Source organism: Pseudomonas sp. SDO5271_S396, assembly GCF_054071795.1.
On sequence record NZ_JBSVWB010000008.1, the window covers coordinates 54,502 to 78,017 of the forward strand.

Annotated in this window: 17 protein-coding genes; 8 read left to right on the forward strand and 9 right to left on the reverse strand. The window is 63.9% G+C overall.

Annotated features, from left to right (window positions below):
* Positions 1 to 18 precede the first annotated feature (18 nt).
* Together ACW9IN_RS08730 and ACW9IN_RS08735 are read left to right on the forward strand one after the other, a co-directional pair.
* On the forward strand, positions 19 to 600 hold the full coding sequence (locus ACW9IN_RS08730) for a LemA family protein (RefSeq protein ID WP_457365498.1): 582 nt from the start codon (positions 19 to 21) through the stop codon (positions 598 to 600).
* Positions 597 to 1,763, forward strand: coding sequence for a hypothetical protein (locus ACW9IN_RS08735; protein ID WP_457365499.1), 1,167 nt, complete (start codon positions 597 to 599; stop codon positions 1,761 to 1,763). The genes ACW9IN_RS08730 and ACW9IN_RS08735 overlap by 4 nt, the downstream gene beginning before the upstream one ends.
* On the opposite strand, the gene pbpC is transcribed toward ACW9IN_RS08735, so the two are convergent.
* From pbpC to ACW9IN_RS08750, 3 genes are all read right to left on the reverse strand, one after another.
* A complete protein-coding gene (gene pbpC, locus ACW9IN_RS08740) occupies positions 1,764 to 4,061 on the reverse strand; it encodes a penicillin-binding protein 1C (protein ID WP_457365500.1) in 2,298 nt (765 codons plus the stop codon). It abuts the gene before it with no gap.
* Positions 4,042 to 9,852 carry an MG2 domain-containing protein gene (locus ACW9IN_RS08745; RefSeq protein ID WP_457365501.1) on the reverse strand — a complete coding sequence of 1,937 codons (5,811 nt, stop codon included), beginning with the start codon at positions 9,850 to 9,852 and terminating at the stop codon, positions 4,042 to 4,044. Before ACW9IN_RS08745 ends, pbpC begins: the two co-directional genes overlap by 20 nt.
* 78 nt (positions 9,853 to 9,930) lie before the next feature.
* Positions 9,931 to 10,560 carry a LysE family translocator gene (locus ACW9IN_RS08750; protein WP_457365502.1) on the reverse strand — a complete coding sequence of 210 codons (630 nt, stop codon included), beginning with the start codon at positions 10,558 to 10,560 and terminating at the stop codon, positions 9,931 to 9,933.
* A 144-nt stretch (positions 10,561 to 10,704) separates the two neighbouring features.
* On the opposite strand from ACW9IN_RS08750, the gene ACW9IN_RS08755 reads away from it, so the two are divergent.
* A complete protein-coding gene (locus ACW9IN_RS08755; protein WP_457365575.1) occupies positions 10,705 to 11,178 on the forward strand; it encodes an Lrp/AsnC family transcriptional regulator in 474 nt (157 codons plus the stop codon).
* Positions 11,179 to 11,325: 147 nt separating this feature from the next.
* On the opposite strand, the gene ACW9IN_RS08760 is transcribed toward ACW9IN_RS08755, so the two are convergent.
* The 6 genes from ACW9IN_RS08760 to ACW9IN_RS08785 are packed head-to-tail and all read right to left on the reverse strand — an operon-like array spanning position 11,326 to position 17,004.
* Positions 11,326 to 12,258 (reverse strand): phosphatidate cytidylyltransferase, encoded by a 933-nt coding sequence (locus ACW9IN_RS08760; protein ID WP_457365503.1) that lies wholly within the window; start codon positions 12,256 to 12,258, stop codon positions 11,326 to 11,328.
* A gap of 1 nt (position 12,259) precedes the next feature.
* Positions 12,260 to 12,880 carry a lysophospholipid acyltransferase family protein gene (locus ACW9IN_RS08765; RefSeq protein ID WP_457365504.1) on the reverse strand — a complete coding sequence of 207 codons (621 nt, stop codon included), beginning with the start codon at positions 12,878 to 12,880 and terminating at the stop codon, positions 12,260 to 12,262.
* A 9-nt stretch (positions 12,881 to 12,889) separates the two neighbouring features.
* Entirely contained in the window at positions 12,890 to 13,333 is a 444-nt protein-coding gene (locus tag ACW9IN_RS08770; protein WP_457365505.1) for a hypothetical protein, read from the reverse strand.
* On the reverse strand, positions 13,323 to 14,621 hold the full coding sequence (locus ACW9IN_RS08775) for a phosphatase PAP2/dual specificity phosphatase family protein (protein ID WP_457365506.1): 1,299 nt from the start codon (positions 14,619 to 14,621) through the stop codon (positions 13,323 to 13,325). Before ACW9IN_RS08775 ends, ACW9IN_RS08770 begins: the two co-directional genes overlap by 11 nt.
* Positions 14,622 to 14,623: 2 nt before the next feature.
* Positions 14,624 to 16,372 carry a bifunctional alpha/beta hydrolase/class I SAM-dependent methyltransferase gene (locus ACW9IN_RS08780; RefSeq protein ID WP_457365507.1) on the reverse strand — a complete coding sequence of 583 codons (1,749 nt, stop codon included), beginning with the start codon at positions 16,370 to 16,372 and terminating at the stop codon, positions 14,624 to 14,626.
* 11 nt (positions 16,373 to 16,383) lie between these two features.
* Positions 16,384 to 17,004, reverse strand: coding sequence for a CDP-alcohol phosphatidyltransferase family protein (locus tag ACW9IN_RS08785; protein ID WP_457365508.1), 621 nt, complete (start codon positions 17,002 to 17,004; stop codon positions 16,384 to 16,386).
* A 300-nt stretch (positions 17,005 to 17,304) separates the two neighbouring features.
* On the opposite strand from ACW9IN_RS08785, the gene hflK (ACW9IN_RS08790) reads away from it, so the two are divergent.
* The 5 genes from hflK (ACW9IN_RS08790) to bufA2 all read left to right on the forward strand — a co-directional run bounded on the left by hflK (ACW9IN_RS08790) (position 17,305) and on the right by bufA2 (position 23,502).
* Positions 17,305 to 19,209, forward strand: coding sequence for a protease modulator HflK (hflK, locus tag ACW9IN_RS08790; RefSeq protein WP_457365509.1), 1,905 nt, complete (start codon positions 17,305 to 17,307; stop codon positions 19,207 to 19,209).
* 9 nt (positions 19,210 to 19,218) lie between these two features.
* Positions 19,219 to 20,217, forward strand: coding sequence for a protease modulator HflC (gene hflC / locus ACW9IN_RS08795; RefSeq protein ID WP_457365576.1), 999 nt, complete (start codon positions 19,219 to 19,221; stop codon positions 20,215 to 20,217).
* Positions 20,214 to 21,248, forward strand: a complete 1,035-nt coding sequence (hflK, locus tag ACW9IN_RS08800) for a protease modulator HflK (RefSeq protein WP_457365510.1) — start codon at positions 20,214 to 20,216, stop codon at positions 21,246 to 21,248. Before hflC ends, hflK (ACW9IN_RS08800) begins: the two co-directional genes overlap by 4 nt.
* The gene (locus ACW9IN_RS08805) at positions 21,245 to 23,131 is read left to right on the forward strand and encodes a cation-translocating P-type ATPase (protein ID WP_457365511.1); all 1,887 of its coding nucleotides are present in this window, start codon (positions 21,245 to 21,247) and stop codon (positions 23,129 to 23,131) included. The genes hflK (ACW9IN_RS08800) and ACW9IN_RS08805 overlap by 4 nt, the downstream gene beginning before the upstream one ends.
* A gap of 116 nt (positions 23,132 to 23,247) precedes the next feature.
* Positions 23,248 to 23,502, forward strand: a complete 255-nt coding sequence (gene bufA2, locus ACW9IN_RS08810; protein WP_457365512.1) for a BufA2 family periplasmic bufferin-type metallophore — start codon at positions 23,248 to 23,250, stop codon at positions 23,500 to 23,502.
* Positions 23,503 to 23,516: the final 14 nt, after the last annotated feature.

Sequence of the window (23,516 nt, forward strand, 5' to 3'; positions counted from 1 at the left end):
AGTCAGGGACGCTTCACCATGAATATCGAATTGCTTATCGCCGGCATCGTTGCGCTGATCCTTGTCGTCGGGCTGGTCGGCTGGATGGTGGGGGTCTACAACGGCCTGGTGATGCGGCGTAACGATGTGGACAAGGCCTTTGCCAACATCGATGTGCTGCTCAAGCAGCGTGCCGATCAGATTCCCGACCTGATGCGGGTGGTGCAGACCGCCATGAACCATGAGCACGCCCTGTTCACCCGTCTCAGTGATGCGCGTCAGCAGTACCTCAAGGCCGGCAGCCTCAACGACAAGGTCGAGGCCTCCAACCAATTGAATGCAGCGCTCAAGTCGGTGATTGCGGTGGCGGAGGGTTATCCCACGCTGATCTCCGGGCCGAATATGGTCGAGTTGCAGCAGGCCATTTCCGCCGTGGAGGAGCGCATCGCCGACCGTCGCGAGTTCTTCAACGAGTCGGTGAACCTGTACAACATCGCCATCGCGGTGTTTCCCGATCTGTTCTTTGCGCGGATGCTCGGCTACGTGCGCATCCCGTTGCTGGCCATCAGTGCCGAAGAAACCCGTTACGAAGGCGTGAAGCTTGAGGTGCCGGGAGCATGAAAACCACCCAGGGCGATGCGGTAAAGAAAAAATCGCGCTGGAAAACCGTGCTGGCGCTGGTGTTCCTCGCGGCCTTTATCGGCGCGATGATCTACATGCCGATGACGGTGGTGGCGCTGTTCTTCCCGGTGTTCATCCTGGTCTGCCTGCTGACCAGCTTCGGGCCGGACTTCTATAAGACCGAAGCACGCCTGGCCACCAGCCAGATCCGTTCACTGGCCATGGGCCTGGTGGAAGTCCGTGGCAAGGTGATCGTGGATGAACCCCTGCTGTCACCCATTTTCGGCAAGCCGTGTGCCGGCTATGTGTGGGTCATGGAAGACGGCAAGCAGGATGATGACGGGCGCTGGGACTGGAGTCGGGTCAAGGGTGAGGCCCGCTGCAATGACTTTCGCGTCCAGGATGCGACGGGCGAGATCCGCGTGATCGCCGAAGGCATCGACCTGTTCGGCAGCAAGAACCCGGACGATTACCAGTCGATCAACCTCACGCGTCGTCAGGGTGAGCTGCTGCTGACCCAGGACATGGACATCATGCTGATCGGCGATGCCTGCGAACGGGACGGCCATATCGTGATCGCCCAGGGCCGTGACCCCAAGGCAGTGTTCGGCCTGGCACTCACCCGGGACGTAGAGGATCGCCGTGTGCTGGCGCCGTTGTGGCGGGCAGGTGGTTTCTACGGGGCGGTGGCAGGGATACTCGGCGTGGGCATCATGGCCATGACCCCGGAGCATGTCGCCCAATTGCATTTGCCGGGCCCCGACACGTATCAACAGATGGAATCGCTGGGCCCTGCGTATCAACTGCTGGCCTGGCTGTACCGTGAGGGTGGGTTTCCGATTCCCTTCATGGCGGCGTTCGGCTTCATGCTGACGATCTTCGTGGTGATGATGTGGATCCGGCTGCTCACGCCCAAAGGTATCCGCATGGCCCTGGGCCGGGTCCTCGGGGCCTGGATGGGGTTGGGCATGGTCATCGGCGGCGTGGTGACGTTGTTGATGTACGTGGCCCACGTGGATGTGCTCAAACAGTTTCTGGTGTGGATGCTGGTGCTGCTCGGCACGCTGGTCTTTTCGCTGTTCGAGCAACGCAAGATGGGTGTCGCATACCGGCATTTTTCCAAGCGCATCAGTCAGCAACGTTCAGCCAGCAACGACGGCTGATCAGGGCACGAATTCCACCTTCAGCCCCCGGCTGGCGCTGCGCCCCTGATCGTCGCTGACCCGCAGCCGATACTCGCCCGATTTGCCCGGCCGCCAGTTCAGTGGAGTGTGCGGCGTGCCCTGGCCGATCAGGGTCTGGTCGGCAAACCAATACAGGGTCGTCGCATCGCTGGCCGCGTTGGCGCTCAGCGCGATGCTTTCCTGGGGTTGGGATAGGCGCAACTGATAGCTCACCTGGGTCAACGGCGAGCGAATCTGCGGCGCCTCGCTCTGGTCGCTGATGCGGTTGGGCTGGCAGTTCTTCATCACCGTGGGCGGTGTGCGCCGGGGCAAACCGGCGGCGCGGTATAGGCGCTGTACGTCGCTGGGCCAGAACTCGAAGACTTCCTCGCGGGTATATTGCGCTTCGAACGGCGGGCACGCCGCCTTGCCGGTGCGGGTGTCGATCAGCACCGGGCGGTGCAGGTTGGACACGCGAATCGGCGACACGCCGGGGATGTACCAGGTCTTGCGGGTTTGCGGGCACCAGCGGTTGGGCAACTCACCCGATGCGGCGCAGATGTCGATGCGTACCAGCCCGGCGGGCGGCTTGTCGGGTTTGATCACCACAGTGGGCAACGCCAGGGGCAGGGCGTCGGCGATGCGAAAGAACAACGGCGCGGCGGTCTTGGCGCCGATGAACGCGGGATTGGGTCGGCCATCGAAGTTGCCCACCCACACCACCAGCACGTAGGGCCCGACCAGGCCCGCGCTCCAGGCATCGTGAAACCCCCAGGAAGTGCCGGTTTTCCACGCGGTGCGCCAATGACGGCCGGGCAAGCCATCCGGACGCGGGTTGCGGCGCAGCATGTCGCGCACCATGAACGCAGCCTGCGGCGAGAGCAACTGCGGGCCGGTGGCGGGCGGCTGTTCCTGCACATAACGCAAAGGCCGCAAATGCCCGTCGCCGGCCAGCATCACATACAACCGCGCGAGTTCTTCCGGGGTCATCTCGCCGCCGCCCAGGGCCAGGGCCAGACCGTAATGGCTCTCGTCGCGCAGGCCCTTGATGCCGGCGCGTTGCAGCAACCCATACAGCGAAGGCGCCTTCACCTGGCTGGCCAGCCACACCGCCGGGATGTTGCGGCTGCGGATCAACGCATCCCGCGCTGTCAACGGGCCGGCGAAACTGCCGTCGAAATTTTCCGGCTGGAAGTAGCCGAAATTGCTCGGCAGGTCCTTGAGGATGCTCATGGGGTGGATCACCCCCTGGTCCAGCGCCAGCCCATACAGGAACGGCTTGAGCGTCGAACCGGGCGAACGCCGCGACAGCACGCCGTTGACCTGGCCCTGAATGCCTGTGGATAAATAATCCGCCGAGCCCACCAGGGCCTTGACGCTCTGGTCGCGGCTGTCGATCAGGATGGCCGTCGCGTTTTCCACCCCCGTGCTGCGGCGTTCGGCGATAAAACCGCTGATCAGGCGCTCGAGCAATTGCTGCAACGGTAGATTGAGGGTGCTGTTGATTTCATTGCCGGGTTGCGACGCCAGCAACTGTTCGCTCAAGTGCGGTGCCAGAAACGCGATCTGCTGGCGGTTGCGCGCTTCCAGCGGCAGGTCCAGCAAACTGTCGTTGCGCGGGTCCTGTGGATAAGTCTCGCGCCAGTCGGTCATCAGGCGCAGCCGCGCGTTTTGCAGTGACGGCCCGAAGCGCGCACGCCGCCCCGGTTGCTGCGGGATCACCGCCAGCGCCAGGGCTTCGGACAACGAAAGCTGCGCCGCCGACTTGCCAAAGTAAATCCGGCTGGCAGCCTCGGCACCCTCGATATTGCCACCCATGGGCGCCAGGTTCAGGTAGGCCTCGAGGATATCGTGCTTGCTGTAGCGCGCTTCGAGCCACAGCGCCAACGCCATCTGCTGCAACTTGCCGGGTACCTGCCGGGTGTTCAGGTCCCATAGGCGTCGCGCCAGTTGCATGCTCAAGGTCGAGCCGCCCTGGCGCTGGCCACCGCTGTAGGTGGCCATGGCCGCGCGCAGCAATGCCGGAGGATTGACCCCCGGGTGCCAGTAGAAATTGCGGTCTTCCTTGAGCAGCAGGGCTTCGACCAGTGAAGGCGATATCCGCTCCAGCGGCAGCCAAAGGCGATATTGCCCGTCATCCGCCAGGGTCATGCGCAACAGCGAGCCGTCATCGGCCAACACCACCCGCGATGACGTCACCGCCTGTTCCAGCGAGGCATGGGGCCAAAGCCGCAACCCCGCCAGAACGGCCACCGCTGCCAGCAGCGGTGTCAGGCGTTTAAGGCTTGGTAATTTCAAGCTGGCCTACTTTGCCGCGCCCTTGCAGGGTGGTTTCGTACATGCCCTCGGCGTAGGCCGGTGGCGTGTTGAAGGTCCCGGCGTTGGTGGCGCGCACACGGTAGACGAAGGTACCGACATCGCGCAGGGCCGTGCCGTACAGCACCACCCGGTCATCGCGCACATCCACGTACTCCGGTTGCCAGTTGCTCAGCTCGGTTTCGCCGATGGGGGCTTGCCAGGTGTCGGCCTCTTCGCTGTCCTCGGCGGTTTCCACGTACTCGGTTTCTTCGCCTTCGCCTTCCTCGGTGCTGGCGGCTTCCGGTTCCGGCGGCACGTTATACACAGGCTCGACGCCACCGGGCAGCAGGTCGACCACGGCCACTTGCTGCACCTGATCACGGTCGGTGGCGCGCAGCCGCAGGCGCACCAGGAATTCATCGCCCACCGCTACTTTGCTCACGGGCTCGCCCTTGAGGTCGAGGTACTCGTGGATGATCTCCAGGCCATTGTTGATCGGCTTGAGCGTGGTGCCCTTGTCGAACCCGGCTTCGCTGAGCATGTAGAACGCCGCTGGCCCGTCGGATTTTTCCAGCACCAGCTTTTGCGTAGCGTCCGGTACCGCGGCGCGGGGTGGCTGACCGGCCATCTCCAGCAATTGCTGTTGCTTGTCGCCCAGCCAGGCGGTGGCCTTGAGGGTCATGTCGCTTTGCGCGCGCTGGCCGTAGTTGTCCAGGGCGCGCAGCAGCAGGGCCGCCGACAGCGAGTTATAGCGCTGCTCGTTGAGGCGCTTGCCGAGTTTATCCAGCAGCGCTGTCGGCACATCGTCCATCAACTCAGGGAAATGTCGCGCCAACAGGTGCAAGTGTTCGGCGTCATGCACCAGCGGGTCGTAGTACAAACCGTCGCTGTCCCACTTATCCACAAGCGAACGCCAGGGGATTTTGCGGAACAGCGTGTCGGCCTGGCGATCCTGCTTGAGCAGCTTGTAGCTGGCGGCCAGGTAGGCGGCGCCAATATCGTTCTGCCAGGTGTCTTTGAAGTAGTTTTCGTAGCGCTCGCGGATATCGCTCAAGGCACCGCTCACCAGAATCCCCTGACGGCTCAGCAGGTAACTGGCGTAGGCCCGGTTGCGCAATTCCGACAGCCCTTCGCTCGGGCCGTTGGCCAGGTCGGTCAGATAAGCATTGGAGCGCGCCAGCAGGTCTTCCGGCACCGGCAACCCACGTTCCCGGGCTTCGATCAGGAAGTCGGTGGCGTACAGGCTGGCGTACGGCGCTACATCCGGGTTGGCGGCCCACAAACCAAAGCCACCGGCCTGGTTCTGGCGCTGGCGCAGCATGCGCACGGCACTGCCAAAGGCTTGTTCGGCCTCCGCTGCGTTGCCGCCCCAGATCAACGCCGGCATGGCCTTGGACACCAATTGCTCGGTGCAGGCATAACCGTAGTCATCCAGGTAATGCTTGAGGCCGTTGGCCCACACCAGCGGCGAGGCCGCTACGCCCAGTTGCACGTTGCGCAGTTGGCCGAACAGCTCGCGGGTGGGTTTGAGCTCTTTGCTGGCGCTGTCGAAGCGGCCCAGGCTCAGGGCCACGCGATGCTCGCTCAGTGGACGAATCGAGGTGGTTTCCGCCACCTGGATGCGTTTGCCATCGGGCAGCACCGCGACGAACCGCAGGTCCGCCGAGCCCAGGGTCTCGCCGACTTTGACCTTGAACTCGGCGGTGCCTTCCTTGCGCGGTTGCAGCGACAAGGTAATGCCCTTGTCGCCCTGTAGATTCAGGCCCGCGCTGGTCTGCACTTCAAACTTCACATCGGCGGCGGCATCGAGGTTGCTGAACACCCCGGCGCTGACGTTGAACACGTCTCCCGGTGCCACAAAGGCCGGCACATTGGGCGTGATCACGATCGGCCCGCGCACTTCGGTGTTGGCGTCGCTGACGCCCACGCTGTCGGCATCCACGGCCACCGCAAACAGGTGCAGCTTGCCGTTGAAGCTGTCGGGCACCTGGTAGTGCAGCACGGTTTCACCGGCCGGCAAGTCCACCAGCCCGGACCACCAGGCCACCGGCGGCTGATGTTTGCGCTTGAACGGGTTGAGGTGGTTGGCCAGGGCACCTTCCGTATCGCCACCAGGCGCTGCCCCACTGAGCAGACGGCTGAATTCCGGCAGGATCAGGTCCAGAATCTGACTGGTCCCGACTTCCAGGGCGCGCTTCTGGAAGAAGAAGCCCAGCGGGTCCGGCGTCTGGTAGCGCGCCACTTGCAGGATGCCTTCGTCCACCGCGTAGATCACTGCGCGGCCCGGACGGTCCGCCGTGACCTTGATGTCCAGCGTCTGCCCCGGTTCGATCTTCGCCGGGCCCTCCACTTTCAGGCCCATGCGCCGCGCATCCAGGTTGATGCTAAAGGGCACCACGCCATAGGACAGCGGGCTCATGTACACCTCGGACGAGCCGATATCGCGCACGAACTGCACGTTCACGTAGGCATTGCCCTCAAGCCCTGCGGGCACGCGGATATGTTGCACGCTGTTGGTGCTGTCGGCCTTGAACCACTGTTGGGTGTAGACCTTGTCGCGCTCGATGGTGATCAAGCCCGCGCCGGTGTAAGGCGCACGAATGCTGATGGCGATTTCGTCACCGGTGGCATAGCTGCGTTTATCCAGGCGCAATTGCAGTTCGGCGTTGCGTTCCAGGGAGCGCGAGGTGTTGCCACGCCCGGCCACGCTGTAGTCGATCTGGTTCAGCAAGTTGCCGTTGGCGTCTTTCACTTGCAGGGTGAAATCCCCCGGCGTGCCGGTGTTCAGGGTCTGTTTGGCGCCGTCCTGGGTCATCACCAGCGGTGACGCCGGCTGGCTGATGTTCTTGATGCGCGACTCGTACTTGTAGGTGCCATTGGACTGCTTCACCAGCACCGACACGTAACGGTGTTCGACCACTTCGCTGGTCAGGCCGTCCACCGCGATAGGCGTCAGGTCTGGCGCGACCGCCAGCCATTGCACCTGGCGCGGCGCATCCTTGGCGACGTACGACAGCGAATCCTGACTTTTCACACCGACCAGGTAAGGTGCGGACGACACCAGCAAGGCACTTTGCGCCGCCACGTTGCGACCGCCTTCGGCTTCGAACACCTGGGTCATCACTTGCAGGCGATAGGTGCTGTTGGCAAAGCGTTGCAGGTTGAGGTCGAGCAGCGCCTGGCCGTTGTCGTCGACAGTGGTTTCGGCCAGGTCTTCGGTGCTGGCCTCTTCCAGGGCGTCATTGAGACGGAAGCGGTAATCGGGATAACGCTCGAATGCCGCAAGCGTCGGGCTCAGGGACATTTTCGCGGTGACACGACGGCCTGCCGCCGGGGCGCCGAACAAGTGCATCGCGGTGACCTTGGCCACCACCTGATCCGGTGGGATCCAGCCCGATACGGGCGTGTCGTGCAGGCTCAGGCTGACTTTCATGCGGTCCGGTTCGAAGTCGCGGACCTTGAAGCTGACGCTGCCCAGGTCGGTGCGGGTCTGTTTCTGTCCGATCAACTGCAAGGTGGCGGTGTACTCGCCGGCGGGGGCGACTTCGCTGCTGGGGAAATCGAAGGTTTCAAAACCGCTGGAAGACAGTTTCAGCGGCTGTCGAATCACTTCCAGGCCCCGTGGGTCGGTGATTTGCAGCTCTACCGGCAGGCCTTGCAACGCACCTTTCCAGTTGCCGCTGCGCACGATCATGCCCAGGTGGGCGGTTTCACCGGGCCGGTACAGGCCACGGTCGGTAAACAGGTAAGCGCTGAGGCGATCGATCGCACCGTCCTCTTCCAGACCGCCTACGTCGAAGCGCGACAAATCCAGCTGTTGGGACTGACGGGCAATAGGCAGGAAGGATTGGTCATTGCCTCGGGTGACCACATACATCAGCGGCGTTTTCTCACGGCGCAATTCATCCAGCTTGGCGAAATGCGCGTGGCCTTCTGCATCGGTACGACCACTGCTGACCGGCAAACCGTTGCGGCCAATGATATCGACCTGTGCCTCGGAGACCGGCGAGCCATTGCCGATGGACTGTACGTAAATATCATGGCTGCCGTCGCTGGAGCGCTTGGCGATGATGCCCAGGTCCGTCACCACGATGAAGCGCAGGTCGCTGGTGCCGCTGCGGTCGTAGTCGAAGGTGCGCAGGGCCGGGTCATCCTGCGGGCTCAGCTTGAGCACGAAAATGCCGCGCCGGCCACCATTGGCGGTGAGGTAGTGACTGAGGTCGACATTGTCGTAGACGGTTTTCGCCGGGTCGCTCGACGACAGCGGAATGTCCAGGGACTGGCGCTCGACCATGCGGTCGAAGTACTCGTTGCCGAAGCTGGGCCGGGCGAAGCTGCCGCTGCTCTGGTCCACCAGGTGTTGCAACTGGTTGGGTAACAGGCGGGCGATTTCCACATGGGCGCCGGGCACGCCGCGGGCCATGAAGCCCAGGCGTTTTTCGCCGTTGAGGCTGAGCAACGCGCCGTCGGACAGGAACTGCAAGGTGCGCGGATAGGCCGGCATGCTGATCAGCGATGCCGTAGGATTTTTGGCCAGGTAGCCGCCGATGGCTTCCAGGTTGGCGGGAACGCGCACATACACGGCGCGCCCGGCCGGAGCCTTGAACTTGAAGGCATGCAGGGTATTGAGCGGTTCGACGCTGGGCACGTGGGTCAGGGTGAGCTTGGTGCTGCGGGCCAGCAGGGCGTCATCGATGTCGTTGCTGTTGTAGGGGCGGGTGTCGTCTTCGGCTTTTTCCGGCAGCAGCCAGGCCTGGACCTTATGGGCGATGGTTTCATCGGCCACGGCGCTGGAACTGCTGAACATCAGCACCGGCTCGGGCTCGCCGCGCTCGTTGTCGACAAAGCTCACTTCGGCGCCGGTGAACGTCAGGCGATAACGGCCGGGCACGGTGACTTCCGCCACCAGCGGCGCGGTACTGGCATTGCCGCCGTCACGGGCTTTGATGCCTTCGTCGAGCCGGGCGCTGACCGGTGTGCTTTCCAGCGGCGTGGCCAGGGCGGCGGAACGCACGTAGGCGTTGAGCTTTTTCTCGTCGAAGGTGACTTCGGGGCGGTTGGGCAACTGCGCGTCACGGTAGCTCAGGCCCTTGGCGAGGGTGACCGAGACACGCTTGCGCAGGCCGTCTTCATCCACCGGGTGGGAAAAATGGAAGGTCGCCACCAGCTGTTTCAGCGTGGGGTTGGACGGGTCCTGATACAGCTCGTTGTGCGCCAGGGTGGCGCGAAACGGCTGGGTGGAGAATTGAGCGCTGTATTGATCCAGCAGCACGCCATCGGCCAGCAGGTTTTTCTTCGCCAGGTCGAGGGTGTAATGGGCGTCGACGGGCCAATCCTTTTCCGGCACGAACAACAGCGTACGGTCATCGGCCCAGCGCCAGGCACCGGCCACGGCGGGTTTGAGGGTAATGCCCTCGGTGACGGGCTTGCCAATGGCGGCCAGTGGCGCCACGGACTCGGCAAAGCGCACCTGAACGTTATCCAGCACCGGCGTTGCCTGGGTGTAGTCGGTCAGGTTGGGCTTGTGCAGGGAATAACCCACGGTGTGCGGTTGCGGCAGGTTGGAATACCAGTGCCAGCCGTAGAGGCCGGCGCCGGCCAGCAGCACCAGGCCCAGCAGCCCGAAACCGGCTTGGCGTGGATAAGCCCGCGCCTTGCGGCCCAGCTTCGCCAGGCTATGGCCGATGGCCCGCAGCCAGAACGGCGGTTGCCACTGGCCGAAAACGGCGCTCACCATAGTCAATAATCCATTGGCAATACGGCGACTGATCGCTTTCAACGCGTCGAACATGGTGAGCATCCCTGGCTGATTGCGGCGTATCTTACACGCGTCTTTGATACAAAAGATGACGTGGATACGCCGACCGGCTCAGGCGTGTTGCACAAAAGTGAGGCGTACCGCAAAACCGATCAAAAGACTGCCGAATAACCATTGTTGCAGGCGCTGAGCCGAGCGATTGCGTGCCAGCCATTGGCCGATCCGGGCGCCGGTCAGGGCGTAGCAGCAATCGAATGCGAACCCCACGGCCACCAGAATCACCCCGAGCAACGCGAACTGCATCGCCACCGATCCGGCCTGCGGATCGATGAACTGCGGCAGCAGCACCGAGCAGAACAACAGCGCCTTGGGGTTGAGCAGGTTGGTCAGCAGGCCGCGTTGAAACGCGCCGCGCCAAGCCCGGGTTGGCGGGGTGCCGTGTGCTCCGTCGAGTGAGGGCAGCCCATTGGCCCGCAGGCATTGCACGCCCAGCCACAACAGATAGGCCGCGCCGCCCAGGCGCACCACATCGAAGGTCCAGGGCGCCACTTTGAACAAGGTCGCCAGGCCCATGCCGGCCAACGCCACATGGCACGCCCGGGCCAACCCCAGGCCAATCGCCGTGGTCAGCGCCAGGGCCTTGCCTTGGCGTGCGCCGGTTTGCAGCAGCAGGATCATGTCCGGCCCGGGCAACAGATATGCCACCGAAAGGGCCACCAGAAATAACCAGAGTTCCGCCATGTTCCACCCCGTCAGTTGCGTGATTGATGGGCAGATTCTAGGGCTGAAGGGCAGGGCAGGTGCTTGCGTAGTTGGCTGTAAAAGCGTCTAGTCTTGGCACTATCTGCCACTGATACAGCGAATGGCCATTCACTTATGCCAAATCTGAAACTCGATGCCTTTGACCGAAAAATCCTCGAGGCCCTGCAGCGGTACGGTCGCCTGACCAATGTGCAATTGGCTGACGAAATCGGCCTGTCTGCCTCACCTTGCCTGCGGCGCGTGCGCCTGCTGGAGGAAGCCGGCGTGATTCGTGGCTATCAGGCCACGCTGGATCGCGACGAAGTGGGCCTGGGCATGATGGTATTCGTGGGGGTGAAAGTGGAGCGGCACAACGACACCGAGGCCAATGCTTTTCGCGAGGCAGTGATGGCCTTGCCGGAAGTGATTTCGGCGTTCCTGGTGTCGGGGGAGTCGGACTTTCTCTTGCAGGTGGTGGTGCCGGATTTGCGTGGGTACGAGCGCTTCGTCACCGGCAGCCTGTTGAAGCTGCCGGGGGTGCGGGACATCCGCAGCAATTTTGCGATCCAGACCGTGAAGACCCCAGGCGCGTTGCCCTTGGGCCATTTACCAATCTAGTGATGTTCTTGGAGCCACCATTGATTGTTCCCACGCTCCGCGTGGGAACACCGCTCTGGACGCTCCGCGTCCGCCCTTTAAGTCCTGACGCGGAGCGTCACAGGATGCGTTTCCACGCAGAGCGTGGGAACGATCGGTGGTAGGGGGTCAGGTCCACCAGTAGCGCACGAGATGGAAGAAGATGGGCGCGGCGAAGCATACCGAGTCCAGCCGATCCAGCATCCCGCCGTGACCTTCGATCATGTGCCCCCAGTCCTTCACGCCCCGGTCACGCTTGATCGCCGACATCACGATGCCGCCGGCAAAGCCCAGCAGGTTGATCAACAGCGCGATCAGGAATGACTGCCACGGGTTGAACGGCGTGGTCCACCACAGCGCCGCGCCGATCAGCGACGAAAGCAGAATGCCGCCGACAAAACCTTCCACGGTCTTGGACGGTGACAGGTTGGGCGCGATCTTGTGTTTGCCGAACAGCTTGCCGCACACGTACTGCAATACGTCGGACAGTTGCACCACGATCACCAGGTAGGCGATCAGCAGCAGGTTGCGGCCTTCGTAGCCGGGGATGTCGAGGGTGAGCAGGGCGGGCACGAACGACACGCAGAACACCGCGATCATCAAGCCCCATTGCACTTTCGAAGCGCGCTCCAGGAAGTGCGTGCTGTCGCCGCCCAGTGACGCGAGGATCGGCAGCAGCAGGAACACGTACACCGGGATGAAAATCGAGAACAGCCCGTACCAGTCGGAGTAGATCAACAGGTATTGCAGCGGCAAAGCCAGGTAGAACGCGGCCACCAACGCCGGGTAGTCGCTGCGACGGGTGGGGGTGAGGGTGAGGAATTCGCGCAGGGCGTAGAACGACACCGCATAGAACAGCAGGATCACCGCGCCGGTGCCGAGCCAGAAGGCGACGCCGATCACCACCACCATCACCCACCAGGCGTTGATGCGCGCGTTGAGGTTGTCGATCACCGCGTTTGGTGTGCCACGGGTGCGCAGTTTGAGGATCAGGCCGATCAGCGAAGCGACCACCAGAATCACGCCGATCCCGCCGAACAGCATCAGGGTTTGGCTATCCATGTCAGACATGCTCCGGGGCAAGGGCGAGCAGAGCATCGCGGGTGCGGGCGAGGAATGCGACCTTGTCTTCACCCTCTTCCAGGTGCAGCGGTGCGCCGAAGCTGGTGGTGCACAGTAAAGGCAGCGGCAGTACGCGGCCCTTGGGCATGACCCGGTTGAGGTTGGCGATCCACACCGGGATCAGCTCAGCCTGTGGGTAACTTTTTGCCAGGTGATATAACCCGCTCTTGAAGGGCAGCAGGCCTTCTTCCAGATTGCGCGTGCCCTCCGGAAAGATGATCAGCGAGTCGCCGCCTTCCAGCGCGGCCAGCATGGGCTGCAAGGGGTTATCCACAGGGTCCTTGCGCTCACGGTCGATCAGCACGCCATTGAAGACACGGCTGATGATGTAGCGGCGCAACGCGCTTTTGTTCCAGTAGTCACTGCCGGCCACCGGGCGCGTGAATTTGCGCAGGTTCTGCGGCAACGACGCCCACAGCAGCACAAAGTCGCCGTGGCTGCTGTGGTTGGCGAAGTAAATGCGCTGCACCGGCACCGGCGCACAGCCGAGCCAAAGGCTGCGGGCGCCGGTGACGGTGCGGGCCATGGAGGTAATCAGCGTGGCGACCACGGGTTCGAGCATGGGGATTCCTTATCCGGCGAACGGCAGCCAAGGGCTGGCGAGGATCACGCCCAGAGTCAGCAGCGCTTGTGCGCCCAGCAGCCAGGCTTGTTTACGCAACAGTTTGAGAGCACCACGACGGCGCTCGGTCCAGGGTCGACCGGCGCGCTTGGCCGATTGCAAGCCGAGGCTCTGCAAGGCTTGGTCGAGGTCGGCGGTGCGCTCGATGTCGCGGGCCAGCAGGGCGAACAGGTCGGCGTCGAAGGCCACGCGCAGCGCCCAGTACTTTTGCAGCAACCCGAGAATAATCATCCACAGGCTGAACAGCAGACAGATCGGCGCAATGCTGGCCATCAGCAGCTGCGCCAGGCCGAACAGTACGCCGAGCAGCGTCAGGCCTGTGGATAACTGATCCAGCGAACGGCCACGGCGCAGCAGGCTGGCGACGACCTGGAGTTCCATATCAGCTGGCATGGGGCACGCCCTCCAACGCTTGACGGTGAGCAGGATGCAGGACCACATCGGCCCGCGCTGTACGAATGATAGTCAGCGCCTCTTCAACCGTCGCGGCGCGCCCGGTGTGCAGCAGCCAGGCCGCGACGGCGGTGGCGCTGCGCGAGTAGCCGAGGGCGCAGCACACCAGCAGCGGGCCGCTTGCGCGCAGGCGTTCGATGGCGTGGGCAGCTTGCAGGCACGCTTCGGGCGTGGGCGCGATCAGGTCCAGCACGGGAATGGAGTGATAGGCACGGCCCTGTGGGTCCATCGGCAATTCAGCGCAGAGATCGACGATGGCCTTGAAGGGGGCCTGCTCGCTCGCGGCAGGAATGCGCCCCAGCCAAACGTTATCCACAATCAGGTCGGGCTGGGGATGTTTGCGTGTCCACAGGCGCGAGTTGATCCAGGCGGCGGCCAGATAAGGGGCATACAGCCAGCGCGCGGCGGGCGTCAGTCGGCCATCGGCACGCTTCTGAAAGCCTGAAGCGCCCAATACGAAGTAATTCGCCTTGATCAATGCCAGAGAAACCGTCGGCCACACTAGCCACAACCATGCTCCGCGCAACGCAAAGGCGAGTATCACCAACGCCAGCGCACCCAGCCCGTAGCGCACACCGAGCCGCCAGCGTGCGGGATCGCGCGTCAGCCGGGCATTCAACAACGGGCTCGGGTGTTCCACGGGCCACAACCACACACAGATCCACCCAGCCAGGGCGCCTGTGGGTAAGTCGATAAAGTGATGTTGATAAGTGGTCAGCACCGAAAGGCCGATCAGCGCGAACCAGCCATGCACCAGCCAACGCCAGATGCCCTGGCTGTGGCGCTGGTACATGACCCACAGGATCACCAGCAACGCGATATGCAGCGACGGCGCCTGGTTGAACGGCTTGTCGAACCCCGCCAGTACCGCAAACAACCAGCCGAACACGCCATCCAGCTCCGGCCGCTCGAAGGTGAAGCGCAGCGGCCAGATCAGAAAGCAGCTCACGGCGATGATTTGCGCGCTCAACAGCCGCAGTGCGTGCTGTTTCAACTCATGACGGGTGTTGGGCAGCAGCAGCGAGAACCCGTAGAGCAGGTCGATGGACCAGTAGGGCACGATGGTCCATGCCCAGAACGGCATGTGGCTTTCCCAGCCGAATACCAGCGTGCCGACGTCGTTGCGCTGGCTGGTGACCCAGGTGGCGAAGCCGTAGGTGCTGAAAAACAGCGGCGCCAGCAGCAACAACCAGAGGACTGCGGGCTTTAACAGGCCGGGTTCGCGCATGGTCAGATCTTCTGGGCCAGGGACACGGTAAAGATGCCCCACTCGTCCACGCGCTGGGTGATCTTGCGAAAGCCCGCCGCTTCGACCAGCTGATCCATTTCTGCCTGGCTGCGTCGGCGCATCACCCAGGCCTGGCCCTGGCGATGGCTGGTCAATGCGCGGGCGATCAGCTCCAGTTGCGGGTGCCACGGCTGGCCGGTGTAGACCAGATAGCCACCCGGTTCCACCGCCTCGGCCAGACCCGCCAGCGAGCCGCCGACCAGGGTGTTATCGGCAAACAGTTCATACAGGCCGGACACCACCGCCAATGTTGGCTTGGGTTCCAGCGCAGCGAGGTCGGCGCGATCGAATGCATCGCCTTTGACGAACTGCGCGATATCCCCCAAGCCTTTTTCGCGGATCAGTGCACTGCCGTCGCGCACGTTGATATCGCTGTAGTCGCGCAGCAGGATGGATTCCGGCAACGGCGACACGCCCTGCAAGGCTTCGAGAATGTAGCGGCCATGCCCGGCAGCGATGTCGACGATGCGCACTTCGCGCTGTTCTTCGCGCAGCCTGGCCATGGCCAGGCGCAGCAGTTCCTCAACGTTCAGCTTGCGCTGGCGAATGCCGCGCCAGCCGATGGAGTTGAGGTAGTTAGTGTCGATCATCCGCCCCAACCCACCTTTGCCGGTGGGCGTGTTGCGGTATACGTAGTCCAGGGTGCTGCCGGAATCGAAACCGGTGTCGAAGCCCAGCTTTACGCCCTCCGACAGGTGCTTGCCCAGGCCCATGCTGGCACGGGTCAGGCGCCAGTACAGGTCGCGCAGGGAATTGCGCGGCAGCGGCGCGGCGAGGGCTTCGGATTCGGCGCAGGTGGCGCCGATTTTGTCGGCGTCCAGCAACGCGGCGCGGTCCAGCGGGTGTTCGAAGTTCTGCAGGATGAACCGCCTGGCACTGTTTACCGCGCTGGCCCGGTCGCGTTCGCCCAGGGTGTCATGGAAGAAGCCGGGCAGGATGTGCAGCTCTTTTTTCAGGCTGCCCAAACGGTCGAAGAACTGCTGTTGGGGTTTGCGGTGTACCACAAAGTCCGAACCCGAGATCAGCAACTGCGTCGGCACCTGGATCGCCTGGGCATCGGCTACAACGCGGTCGGCGGCCTCGTACAAGCCCAGCAGCACATTCACCGAGATGGCCTTGGTGATCAGCGGGTCGCTGTCGTAGGACGCCACGCGCTGCGGGTCATGGCTGAGGAACTTGGCCTTGACGTAGCTGTTGACGAAAAAATTGCCGCGAAACTTGCGCATCAGCGCCAGGCCTGGCCGTGCAAAAGGTACGTAGAGCTTGACCTTGAAGGCCGGGGAGGCGAGTACCAGCGCGCGGATCTTCGGCGCGTAATCGTGTACCCAGGTGGCGGCGATCACCGCGCCGACGCTCTGTGCAACCACGGCGAGGTTTTCTTCGGCGATGGCGTAGGTGGCGCCAATGTGGTCGCAAAAGGTCTGCACATCGCGGGCGCTGGTGGCGAAGCTGGGGCTGTCACCGCGCTCGCCGGGCGATTGGCCGTGGCCACGGGCGTCCCAGGCGAAGAAGTCGAAGTGCGGCAGGTCGAGTTCATCGACCAGGTGAGCAATGCGCCCCGAGTGCTCGTGGCCGCGATGGAACAGCAGGATCGCCTGGCGCGGCCCGGTGGTGTCCGTGGCCGGCCAGTGGCGGTAGAAAAGCTCGACGCCATCATGGGTACTGAAGCTGTGCTCTTGCTGTTCGCGCATCGCAAAAATCCTTATGCAATCGGAGAGTGTTGTTCTTCTTTGAGGCCTTGGCGCACCCGGTTGACCAGGGTGTAGGCGAGCAGGGCGGCCACCAGCCACATCACCGTGTTTACCCAGCCGGCACCCAGCCAGCCCAGGGCCACGCCGGTTGCCAGCACGCCCAGTACGAACGCCCGGTCACTCTTACCCATCGGCCCGTCGTAGCGGCGGGATGCACCGACCATCGGCCCGAGTACGCCGGCGTATTCGCTGAATACGGCCAGCAGCGCCACCAGCAGCACGGGAATGAGGCTGACACCGGGGATCAGCGCAAACGGCAGGATCAGCGCGCTGTCGGCGATCACATCGCACAGCTCATTGAGGTAGGCACCCAGTCGCGACTGCTGGCCGAATTCCCGGGCGAGCATCCCGTCGATGGCATTGAGGGCCATGCGCAGGATCATCCACAACGGGATCAGCGCAAACAGCCAGAGGTATTGGGCGAAGCTGGCGATCAGCAGGCCCACCAGCAGCGAGACCACGCCGGCCAGCACGGTGATCTGATTGGCGGTGGTGCCGTTGTCGTAGAGGCGCTGCACGAGAGGGCGCAGCAGGTTTTGAAAGCGCGGCTTGAGCTGATAGATCGAAATCATGGGGGTGACGCTTCCTTGTCCGTGGGCCCGCGAAAAACTGTTTCGGAGTGTGCCGATTATTCGTGGGCTGCACCAGTGATGGCGTGTGTTTCTGGGGGGTTAGTCACGGTCTTGAACGCAACGATGTTCCTTTGTGGGAGCTGGCTTGCCTGCGATGCAGGCATCTCGGAATTTCAGTTGCACCGAGTCGAGGCTATCGCAGGCAAGCCAGCTCCCACAGGGATTAGCATTGGTTTCGAACAAAAATTTCACGCTCCGTGTTATATCGTAACGAATTATGTACAAACGGGCGCTGAGTGGATGCAAGTGGATCTGGAAGCTGAGGGCGCTTCGGTGGAAGGCCTTGCGCGGTTTCAACAGGGGCTGTTCCATGCCCGTCGATTGCGCCAGGCCGGCATCGGCCTGATGACCCTGGCGGTCACCGGCTGGGTGCTGGCGTTGTTTGTCGCGCTGTTTGCGCCGCTGTCGGTCTGGCCGGTGGTACTGATCAACTGCGCGTCCGCACTCTTGCTGTTGGTGGCCGGTTTGCAGTCGGCCTGGTGGGTGGCGGACTGGCGCGCCCAGGCGCTGGAAGAACCCGCGGTTGAAGTGCCGGTTGAACACACGAGCCGCTACGCGCGCCTGGTGGAGCGTGTTGGCCAGCAGATCGGCGCGCCGGTGTTGTGGCTGGCGGGCTGGTCGTTGCTGGCACTGGTCAGCGTTATCGAGTTCTGGAACCTGACCTTGCCGGCGGCAGCCGTGGGGCAAGCCGCCAGCGTCGGTGCCGCGCTGGCGTTGGCGTTGGCCTTCGGTTTGCTGGTGTTTGAACGTCGCCTCGCCCAGGAAACCACCGCGCAGTGGCCAGAAGCCGCGCAACTGGCGCAGTTGAGCCGGGTGGCGATCCTGGTGCTGGTGGTCAGTGCGGTGTGTCTGCTATTTGCCGGGGTGGACTCGGTCTGGCCGCTGCGTCTGGCCGTATTGGTCGGCGTGTTGCCGGCGCTGGTGGCGGTGGAGTTTCTGTTCAGGGCGGTGCTGTCGTTGTTCAGCCCGCGTCAGCCAAGTCTCGAACCGCGCCTGATGGCGCAAAGCTTTATCGCCGACCTGCTGCGTTGGCCGCCGCAACCCTTGCTGGCCTTGCAGCATGAATTGCACAACCGGTTTGGTATCGACCTGCGCCAGATTTGGGCGTTTACCTACATGCGCCGGGCATTCCTGCCGGTGTTGCTGGTGGTGCTGGCGGTCGGCTGGGCGCTGACCGGTGTGCACGAAGTACCGCTGCAAGGTCGTGGGATTTATGAGCGCTTCGGCAAGCCGGTGCAGGTCTTCGGCCCGGGTCTGCATGCAGGCTTGCCGTGGCCGTTGGGACGGGTGATCCGTGTGGAAAACGGCGTGGTGCACGAACTGGCCACCAGTGTCACTGACGCTGCCGCGCCGGAACTGGCTGCGGCGGAAGGGCCCGCGCCGCTGATCGCCAACCGGCTGTGGGACGCCAGCCATGTAAATGACAAATCCCAGGTGATCGCCAGCAGCAGCGGCGACAAGCAGGGCTTCCAGATCGTCAACATGGATGTGCGCTTCGTCTACCGTATCGGCCTGACCGATCAGGCTGCGCTGGCCGCCACTTATCACAGTGCGGATGTGCCGACCCTGATTCGCAGCACCGCGAGCCGCATCCTCGTGCACGATTTTGCCTCGCGCACCCTCGACGAATTGCTCGGTGAGCAACGCACCCGCCTGGCCGATGAGATTGGTCGCGCCGTGCAGGCCGACCTGCAAGCCCTCGACAGTGGCGTGGAAATTCTCGCCACGGTGGTGGAAGCCATCCACCCACCTGCCGGTGCCGCCAATGCCTACCACGGCGTGCAAGCGGCGCAGATCGGCGCGCAAGCGTTGATTGCCCGGGAGCGCGGCGCAGCCAGCGAACAGACCAACCAGGCCTTGCTGCAAGCCAGCACCGCCCGCGATCAGGCTCAGGCCACCGCGCGTGAAGTGAATGCCGGTGCCCGCGCCGTCGACCTGCGGTTTGCCGCCGAACAAAAAGCCTATGCCAGCGCAGGCCAGGCGTTTGTGCTGGAGCAGTACTTCACTCAACTCAGCCAGGGCCTGGCCCGCGCCAAGCTGCTCATTCTGGATCATCGCCTGGGCGCCGACAGTGCACCCACCCTCGATCTGCGTTCTTTTACCTTGCCGGCTGACCCTTCGGTGCCGCGTAAAGCCGTTCAATAAGGAGTCTGTCTGTTGAGCGCTCATTCTCACGATCACGGTCATCATCATGGCCATCACCACCACCATCATCACCATCATGGCGATGAACAGGCCGCGGGGCCGTTCCCTTGGCGGCGCATGGCGTGGGCGTTGTTGCTGGTGCTGTTCGCGGTCGCGGCCGCCAGCCTGGTGCAGGTACGTTCCGGCGAGGCGACGGTGATCACCCGTTTCGGCAACCCTTCCCGGGTGCTGCTGGAGCCCGGCCTGGGCTGGCGCTGGCCGGCGCCGTTCGAAGCGGCGATTCCGGTGGACCTGCGTCTGCGCACCACCTCCAGCGGTTTGCAGGATGTGGGCACCCGTGATGGCCTGCGGATCATCGTGCAGGCTTACGTGGCCTGGCAGGTGCAGGGCGATGCCGACAATGTGCAGCGCTTCATGCGGGCGGTGCAGAATCAGCCGGATGAAGCCGCGCGGCAGATTCGCACCTTCGTCGGTTCGGCGCTGGAAACCACGGCGGCCAGTTTCGACCTGTCGAGCCTGATCAACACCGACGCCAGCCAGGTGCGCATCGCCGATTTCGAGGCGCAGTTGCGCCAGCAGATCGACCAGCAATTGCTCACTACCTATGGCGTGCGCGTGGCGCAGGTGGGCATCGAGCGGCTGACGCTGCCGTCGGTGACGCTCACCGCGACGGTCGATCGCATGCGTGCCGAGCGTGAAACCATCGCCACCGAGCGCACCGCCGTGGGCAAGCGTGAGGCGGCGCAGATCCGCTCCGCCGCCGAGCGTGATGCGCGCATTGTGCAGGCCGATGCCACCGTGAAGGCCGCCGATATCGAAGCGCAATCGCGGGTCGAAGCCGCGCAGATTTACGGGCGTGCCTACGCGGGCAACCCGCAGTTGTACAACCTGCTGCGCTCCCTCGACACCCTGGGCACCGTGGTGACACCCGGCACCAAAATCATCCTGCGCACCGACGCCGCGCCGTTTCGCGCGCTGGTGGACGGGCCGAAGGATGTTCAGCCATGACGACGCGTGACAGCCCGGACAGCCCGTGGGTCCAGGCCGGGCGCCTGACGTTCATGGCGTTGTATGCGGTGACGGTATTGGCCGCGCTGGCCTGGGCGTTTTCCAATGTACGGCAGATCGACCCACAGAACCGTGCGGTGGTGCTGCACTTCGGTGCCCTCGACCGTATTCAGAATGCCGGGCTGCTGTTGGCGTGGCCGCAGCCGTTCGAACAAGTTGTGCTGCTGCCGGCGGCCGACCGGGTGATCGAGCGTCGGGTGGACAACCTGCTGCGTTCCGACGCGGCGATCCAGGCCGACCGTGTGGCGAGCTTTGCCACGCCGCTGAGCGATGCACTGGCCGGGTCCGGTTACCTGCTGACCGGCGATGCCGGGGTGGTTCAGCTGGATGTGCGGGTGTTCTACAAGGTCACTGAGCCTTACGCCTATGTGTTGCAGAGCGATCACGTCTTGCCGGCCCTGGATCGATTGGTGACCCGCAGCGCGGTGGCGCTGACGGCCGCACGCGACCTGGACACGATCCTGGTGGCGCGTCCCGAACTGATCGGCAGCGACAACGGCGCCGCCGAGCGCCGTGAGCGGTTGCGTGGCGATCTGGTGCAGGGCATCAATCAACGCTTGGTGGCGTTGGCCTCCACGGGGTTGGGGCTGGGTATCCAAGTGACTCGCGTGGACGTGCAATCGAGCCTGCCGGGCCCGGCGGTGAATGCGTTCAACGCCGTGCTTACTGCCAGCCAGCAGGCGGACAAGGCGGTGGCCAATGCCCGCACCGATGCGGAAAAACTCACGCAAACCGCTACCCAGCAGGCCGACCGCGTGGTGCAGGTCGCCCACGCCCAGGCCAGCGAGCGCCTGGCCAATGCCCAGGCGCAAACTGCGACGGTCGCGAGCCTGGCCCAGGTGAAAGACCCGGGTCTGTTGCTGCGTCTGTACCGCGAGCGCTTGCCGAAGATCCTCGGCCAGGCCGGTTCGGTGACCACGGTCGATCCCAAGGACGACTCCCGCTTGATCATCCAGGGAGCCGAACAATGAGCGCACCTATGTTGACGTCCGCCGAGCAGCGCAGTGCCGCGCGGCAATTGACCCTGGCCATGCTCGCCCTGGGGTTGCTCGCGCTGGGCCTGGTGTGGCGCTGGCTGGCACCGGACCAGAGCGGCGTGAGCCAACTGCTGCTGGGCGTTGCCTCGTTGCTGGTAGCGGTGCCGGTGATGCGTTCGGCCTGGTACAGCCTGCGGTTTCCCAGCCTGCACGGCATCACCGACCAACTCATCGCCTTGGCCATGCTCGGTGCCTGGGCCACGGGGGACCTGCTGACCGCTGCCTTGTTGCCGATCATCATGATCTTCGGCCATGTCCTGGAAGAGCGCAGCGTGATCGGCTCCCAGGAGGCGATCCATGCGCTGGGCAAGTTGACCCGCAGCCATGCGCGTCGGGTGCAGGCCGACGGCAGCATCCAGGAGGTGGATAACGGCACGCTCCAGACCGGCGATATCGTCGAGGTGCGCGCCGGTGACCGCGTGCCGGCCGATGGCGTGGTGCTGTCGGGCCAGGCGAGCCTGGACACGGCGCCGATCACCGGTGAGTCGGTGCCGCTGGAGGCCAGTGTGGGGGCGCAGGTGTATGGCGGGGCGATCAACCTCGACGGCTTGCTGCGCCTGCAAGTGACCCGCACGGGGGGCGAATCCACCTTGGGCAAAGTCATCGCATTGATGCAGAACGCCGAGCGCGCCAAGCCGCCGATCACCCGGCTGCTGGAGCGTTACGCGGGCAGCTATATGGTGTTGGTGCTGCTGCTGGCGGCGGTCACCTGGTTTGTGACCAACGACGCTCAGGCGATGCTTGCCGTGTTGGTCGCGGCGTGCCCGTGCGCGTTGGTGCTGTCGGCGCCGGCCACGGCGATTGCCGGGATTGCCGTGGCGGCGCGCCATGGGATTCTGATTCGCAGCTCGGCGTTCCTGGAGGAGTTGGCGGACCTGACGTCGCTGGTGGTCGACAAAACCGGCACCCTGACCTTTGGCACCCTGCGCCTGCAATCGGTGGAAACCACCGCGCCGGATCGGCAGCGCTTGCTCAACCTGGCCGCCAGCCTGGGGTCGGCCAGCAGCCACCCGGTCAGCCGGGCGCTGGCGGGGTTGGCGACCCCGGAGCATTTGCTGGCGTTGACGCAGATTCGTGAGCGCCAGGGCTTGGGGGTGGTGGCGCAGACCGCTGAGGGCGAAGCGGCATTGGGCCGGCCCGAGTTGTTCGAGCAATTGGGGATCCTTACCAGCGCTGTGCCGAACCACGACGGCCCGATTGCCGGGCTGGCGCTGAACGGGCAGTTTCTGGCCTGGCTGTTGTTGGCGGACAGCGTCAAACCCGAAGCGCGTCAGGCGTTGCAGGAGCTGCGCGACTTGGGCCTGGGGCGTCAATTGCTGCTCACCGGCGACCGTCAGAGCGTGGCCGACAGCCTGGCGTTGGACGTGGGTATCAGCGACGTCGAAGCCCAGGCCTTGCCCGAAGACAAACTCAACCGGGTGCTGGGCGAAATCGACAGCGGTTTTCGTCCGATGGTGGTGGGCGACGGCATCAACGATTCGTTGGCGCTCAAGGCCGGGGTGGTGGGCGTGGCCATGGGCGCGGGCGGGGCGGATATCGCCCTGGCGTCGGCGGACGTGGTGCTGATCGGCAGTGACCTGCGTCGCCTGGGCACTTGCGTGCGCCTGAGCCGTCAGTGTCGGCAGACATTGCAGGTGAATGTGATCATCGGCCTGGGCTGGACGCTGGCCATCGTGGTGTTCGCTGCGTTCGGCTGGCTGGGGGCGGCGGGGGCGATGATCGCGGCGGTGCTGCACAACCTCAGCACTTTGCTGGTACTGGGCAACGCCGGGCGTTTGCTGCGCTTTCAGGAGCCGCTGTTGAAGCTGAAGGAATAATTTTCAGAAATATTTTGCGCGGGCTGTAACGCCGATAGGGCACCTCACTCTAGTGGGGTGTCGAGACTGAACAATCCGTTCAGACCGACATCCCAACGATCATGAGGAATACAACAATGAACATCAAATCCGCTGCTGCTGGTGCCGCCCTCGCAATGGCCGCCGCCACTCTGTTCGCCGGTGTCGTCACTCAGGCCCAGGCCGCTGACACCTCCGTGCACTGCTACGGCATCAACGCGTGCAAAGGCCAGAACGACTGCAAAACCAAGGACCATGCCTGCAAGGGCCAAGGCTCCTGCAAAGGTCAGGGCTTCAAGGTCCAGGCCAGTGCCGATGCTTGCACCAAGGCTGGCGGCACCGTCGGCGAATAACCGGCAACCGAGTG

Coding starts and splice junctions, on each gene's coding strand:
- ACW9IN_RS08730 (WP_457365498.1), top strand. CDS start 19: ATGAATATCGAATTGCTTATCGCCGGCATCGTTGCGCTGATCCTTGTC.
- ACW9IN_RS08735 (WP_457365499.1), top strand. CDS start 597: ATGAAAACCACCCAGGGCGATGCGGTAAAGAAAAAATCGCGCTGGAAA.
- ACW9IN_RS08745 (WP_457365501.1), bottom strand. CDS start 9,852: ATGTTCGACGCGTTGAAAGCGATCAGTCGCCGTATTGCCAATGGATTA.
- ACW9IN_RS08750 (WP_457365502.1), bottom strand. CDS start 10,560: ATGGCGGAACTCTGGTTATTTCTGGTGGCCCTTTCGGTGGCATATCTG.
- ACW9IN_RS08760 (WP_457365503.1), bottom strand. CDS start 12,258: ATGGATAGCCAAACCCTGATGCTGTTCGGCGGGATCGGCGTGATTCTG.
- ACW9IN_RS08765 (WP_457365504.1), bottom strand. CDS start 12,880: ATGCTCGAACCCGTGGTCGCCACGCTGATTACCTCCATGGCCCGCACC.
- ACW9IN_RS08770 (WP_457365505.1), bottom strand. CDS start 13,333: ATGCCAGCTGATATGGAACTCCAGGTCGTCGCCAGCCTGCTGCGCCGT.
- ACW9IN_RS08775 (WP_457365506.1), bottom strand. CDS start 14,621: ATGCGCGAACCCGGCCTGTTAAAGCCCGCAGTCCTCTGGTTGTTGCTG.
- ACW9IN_RS08780 (WP_457365507.1), bottom strand. CDS start 16,372: ATGCGCGAACAGCAAGAGCACAGCTTCAGTACCCATGATGGCGTCGAG.
- ACW9IN_RS08785 (WP_457365508.1), bottom strand. CDS start 17,004: ATGATTTCGATCTATCAGCTCAAGCCGCGCTTTCAAAACCTGCTGCGC.
- hflK (WP_457365509.1), top strand. CDS start 17,305: ATGCAAGTGGATCTGGAAGCTGAGGGCGCTTCGGTGGAAGGCCTTGCG.
- hflK (WP_457365510.1), top strand. CDS start 20,214: ATGACGACGCGTGACAGCCCGGACAGCCCGTGGGTCCAGGCCGGGCGC.
- ACW9IN_RS08805 (WP_457365511.1), top strand. CDS start 21,245: ATGAGCGCACCTATGTTGACGTCCGCCGAGCAGCGCAGTGCCGCGCGG.
- bufA2 (WP_457365512.1), top strand. CDS start 23,248: ATGAACATCAAATCCGCTGCTGCTGGTGCCGCCCTCGCAATGGCCGCC.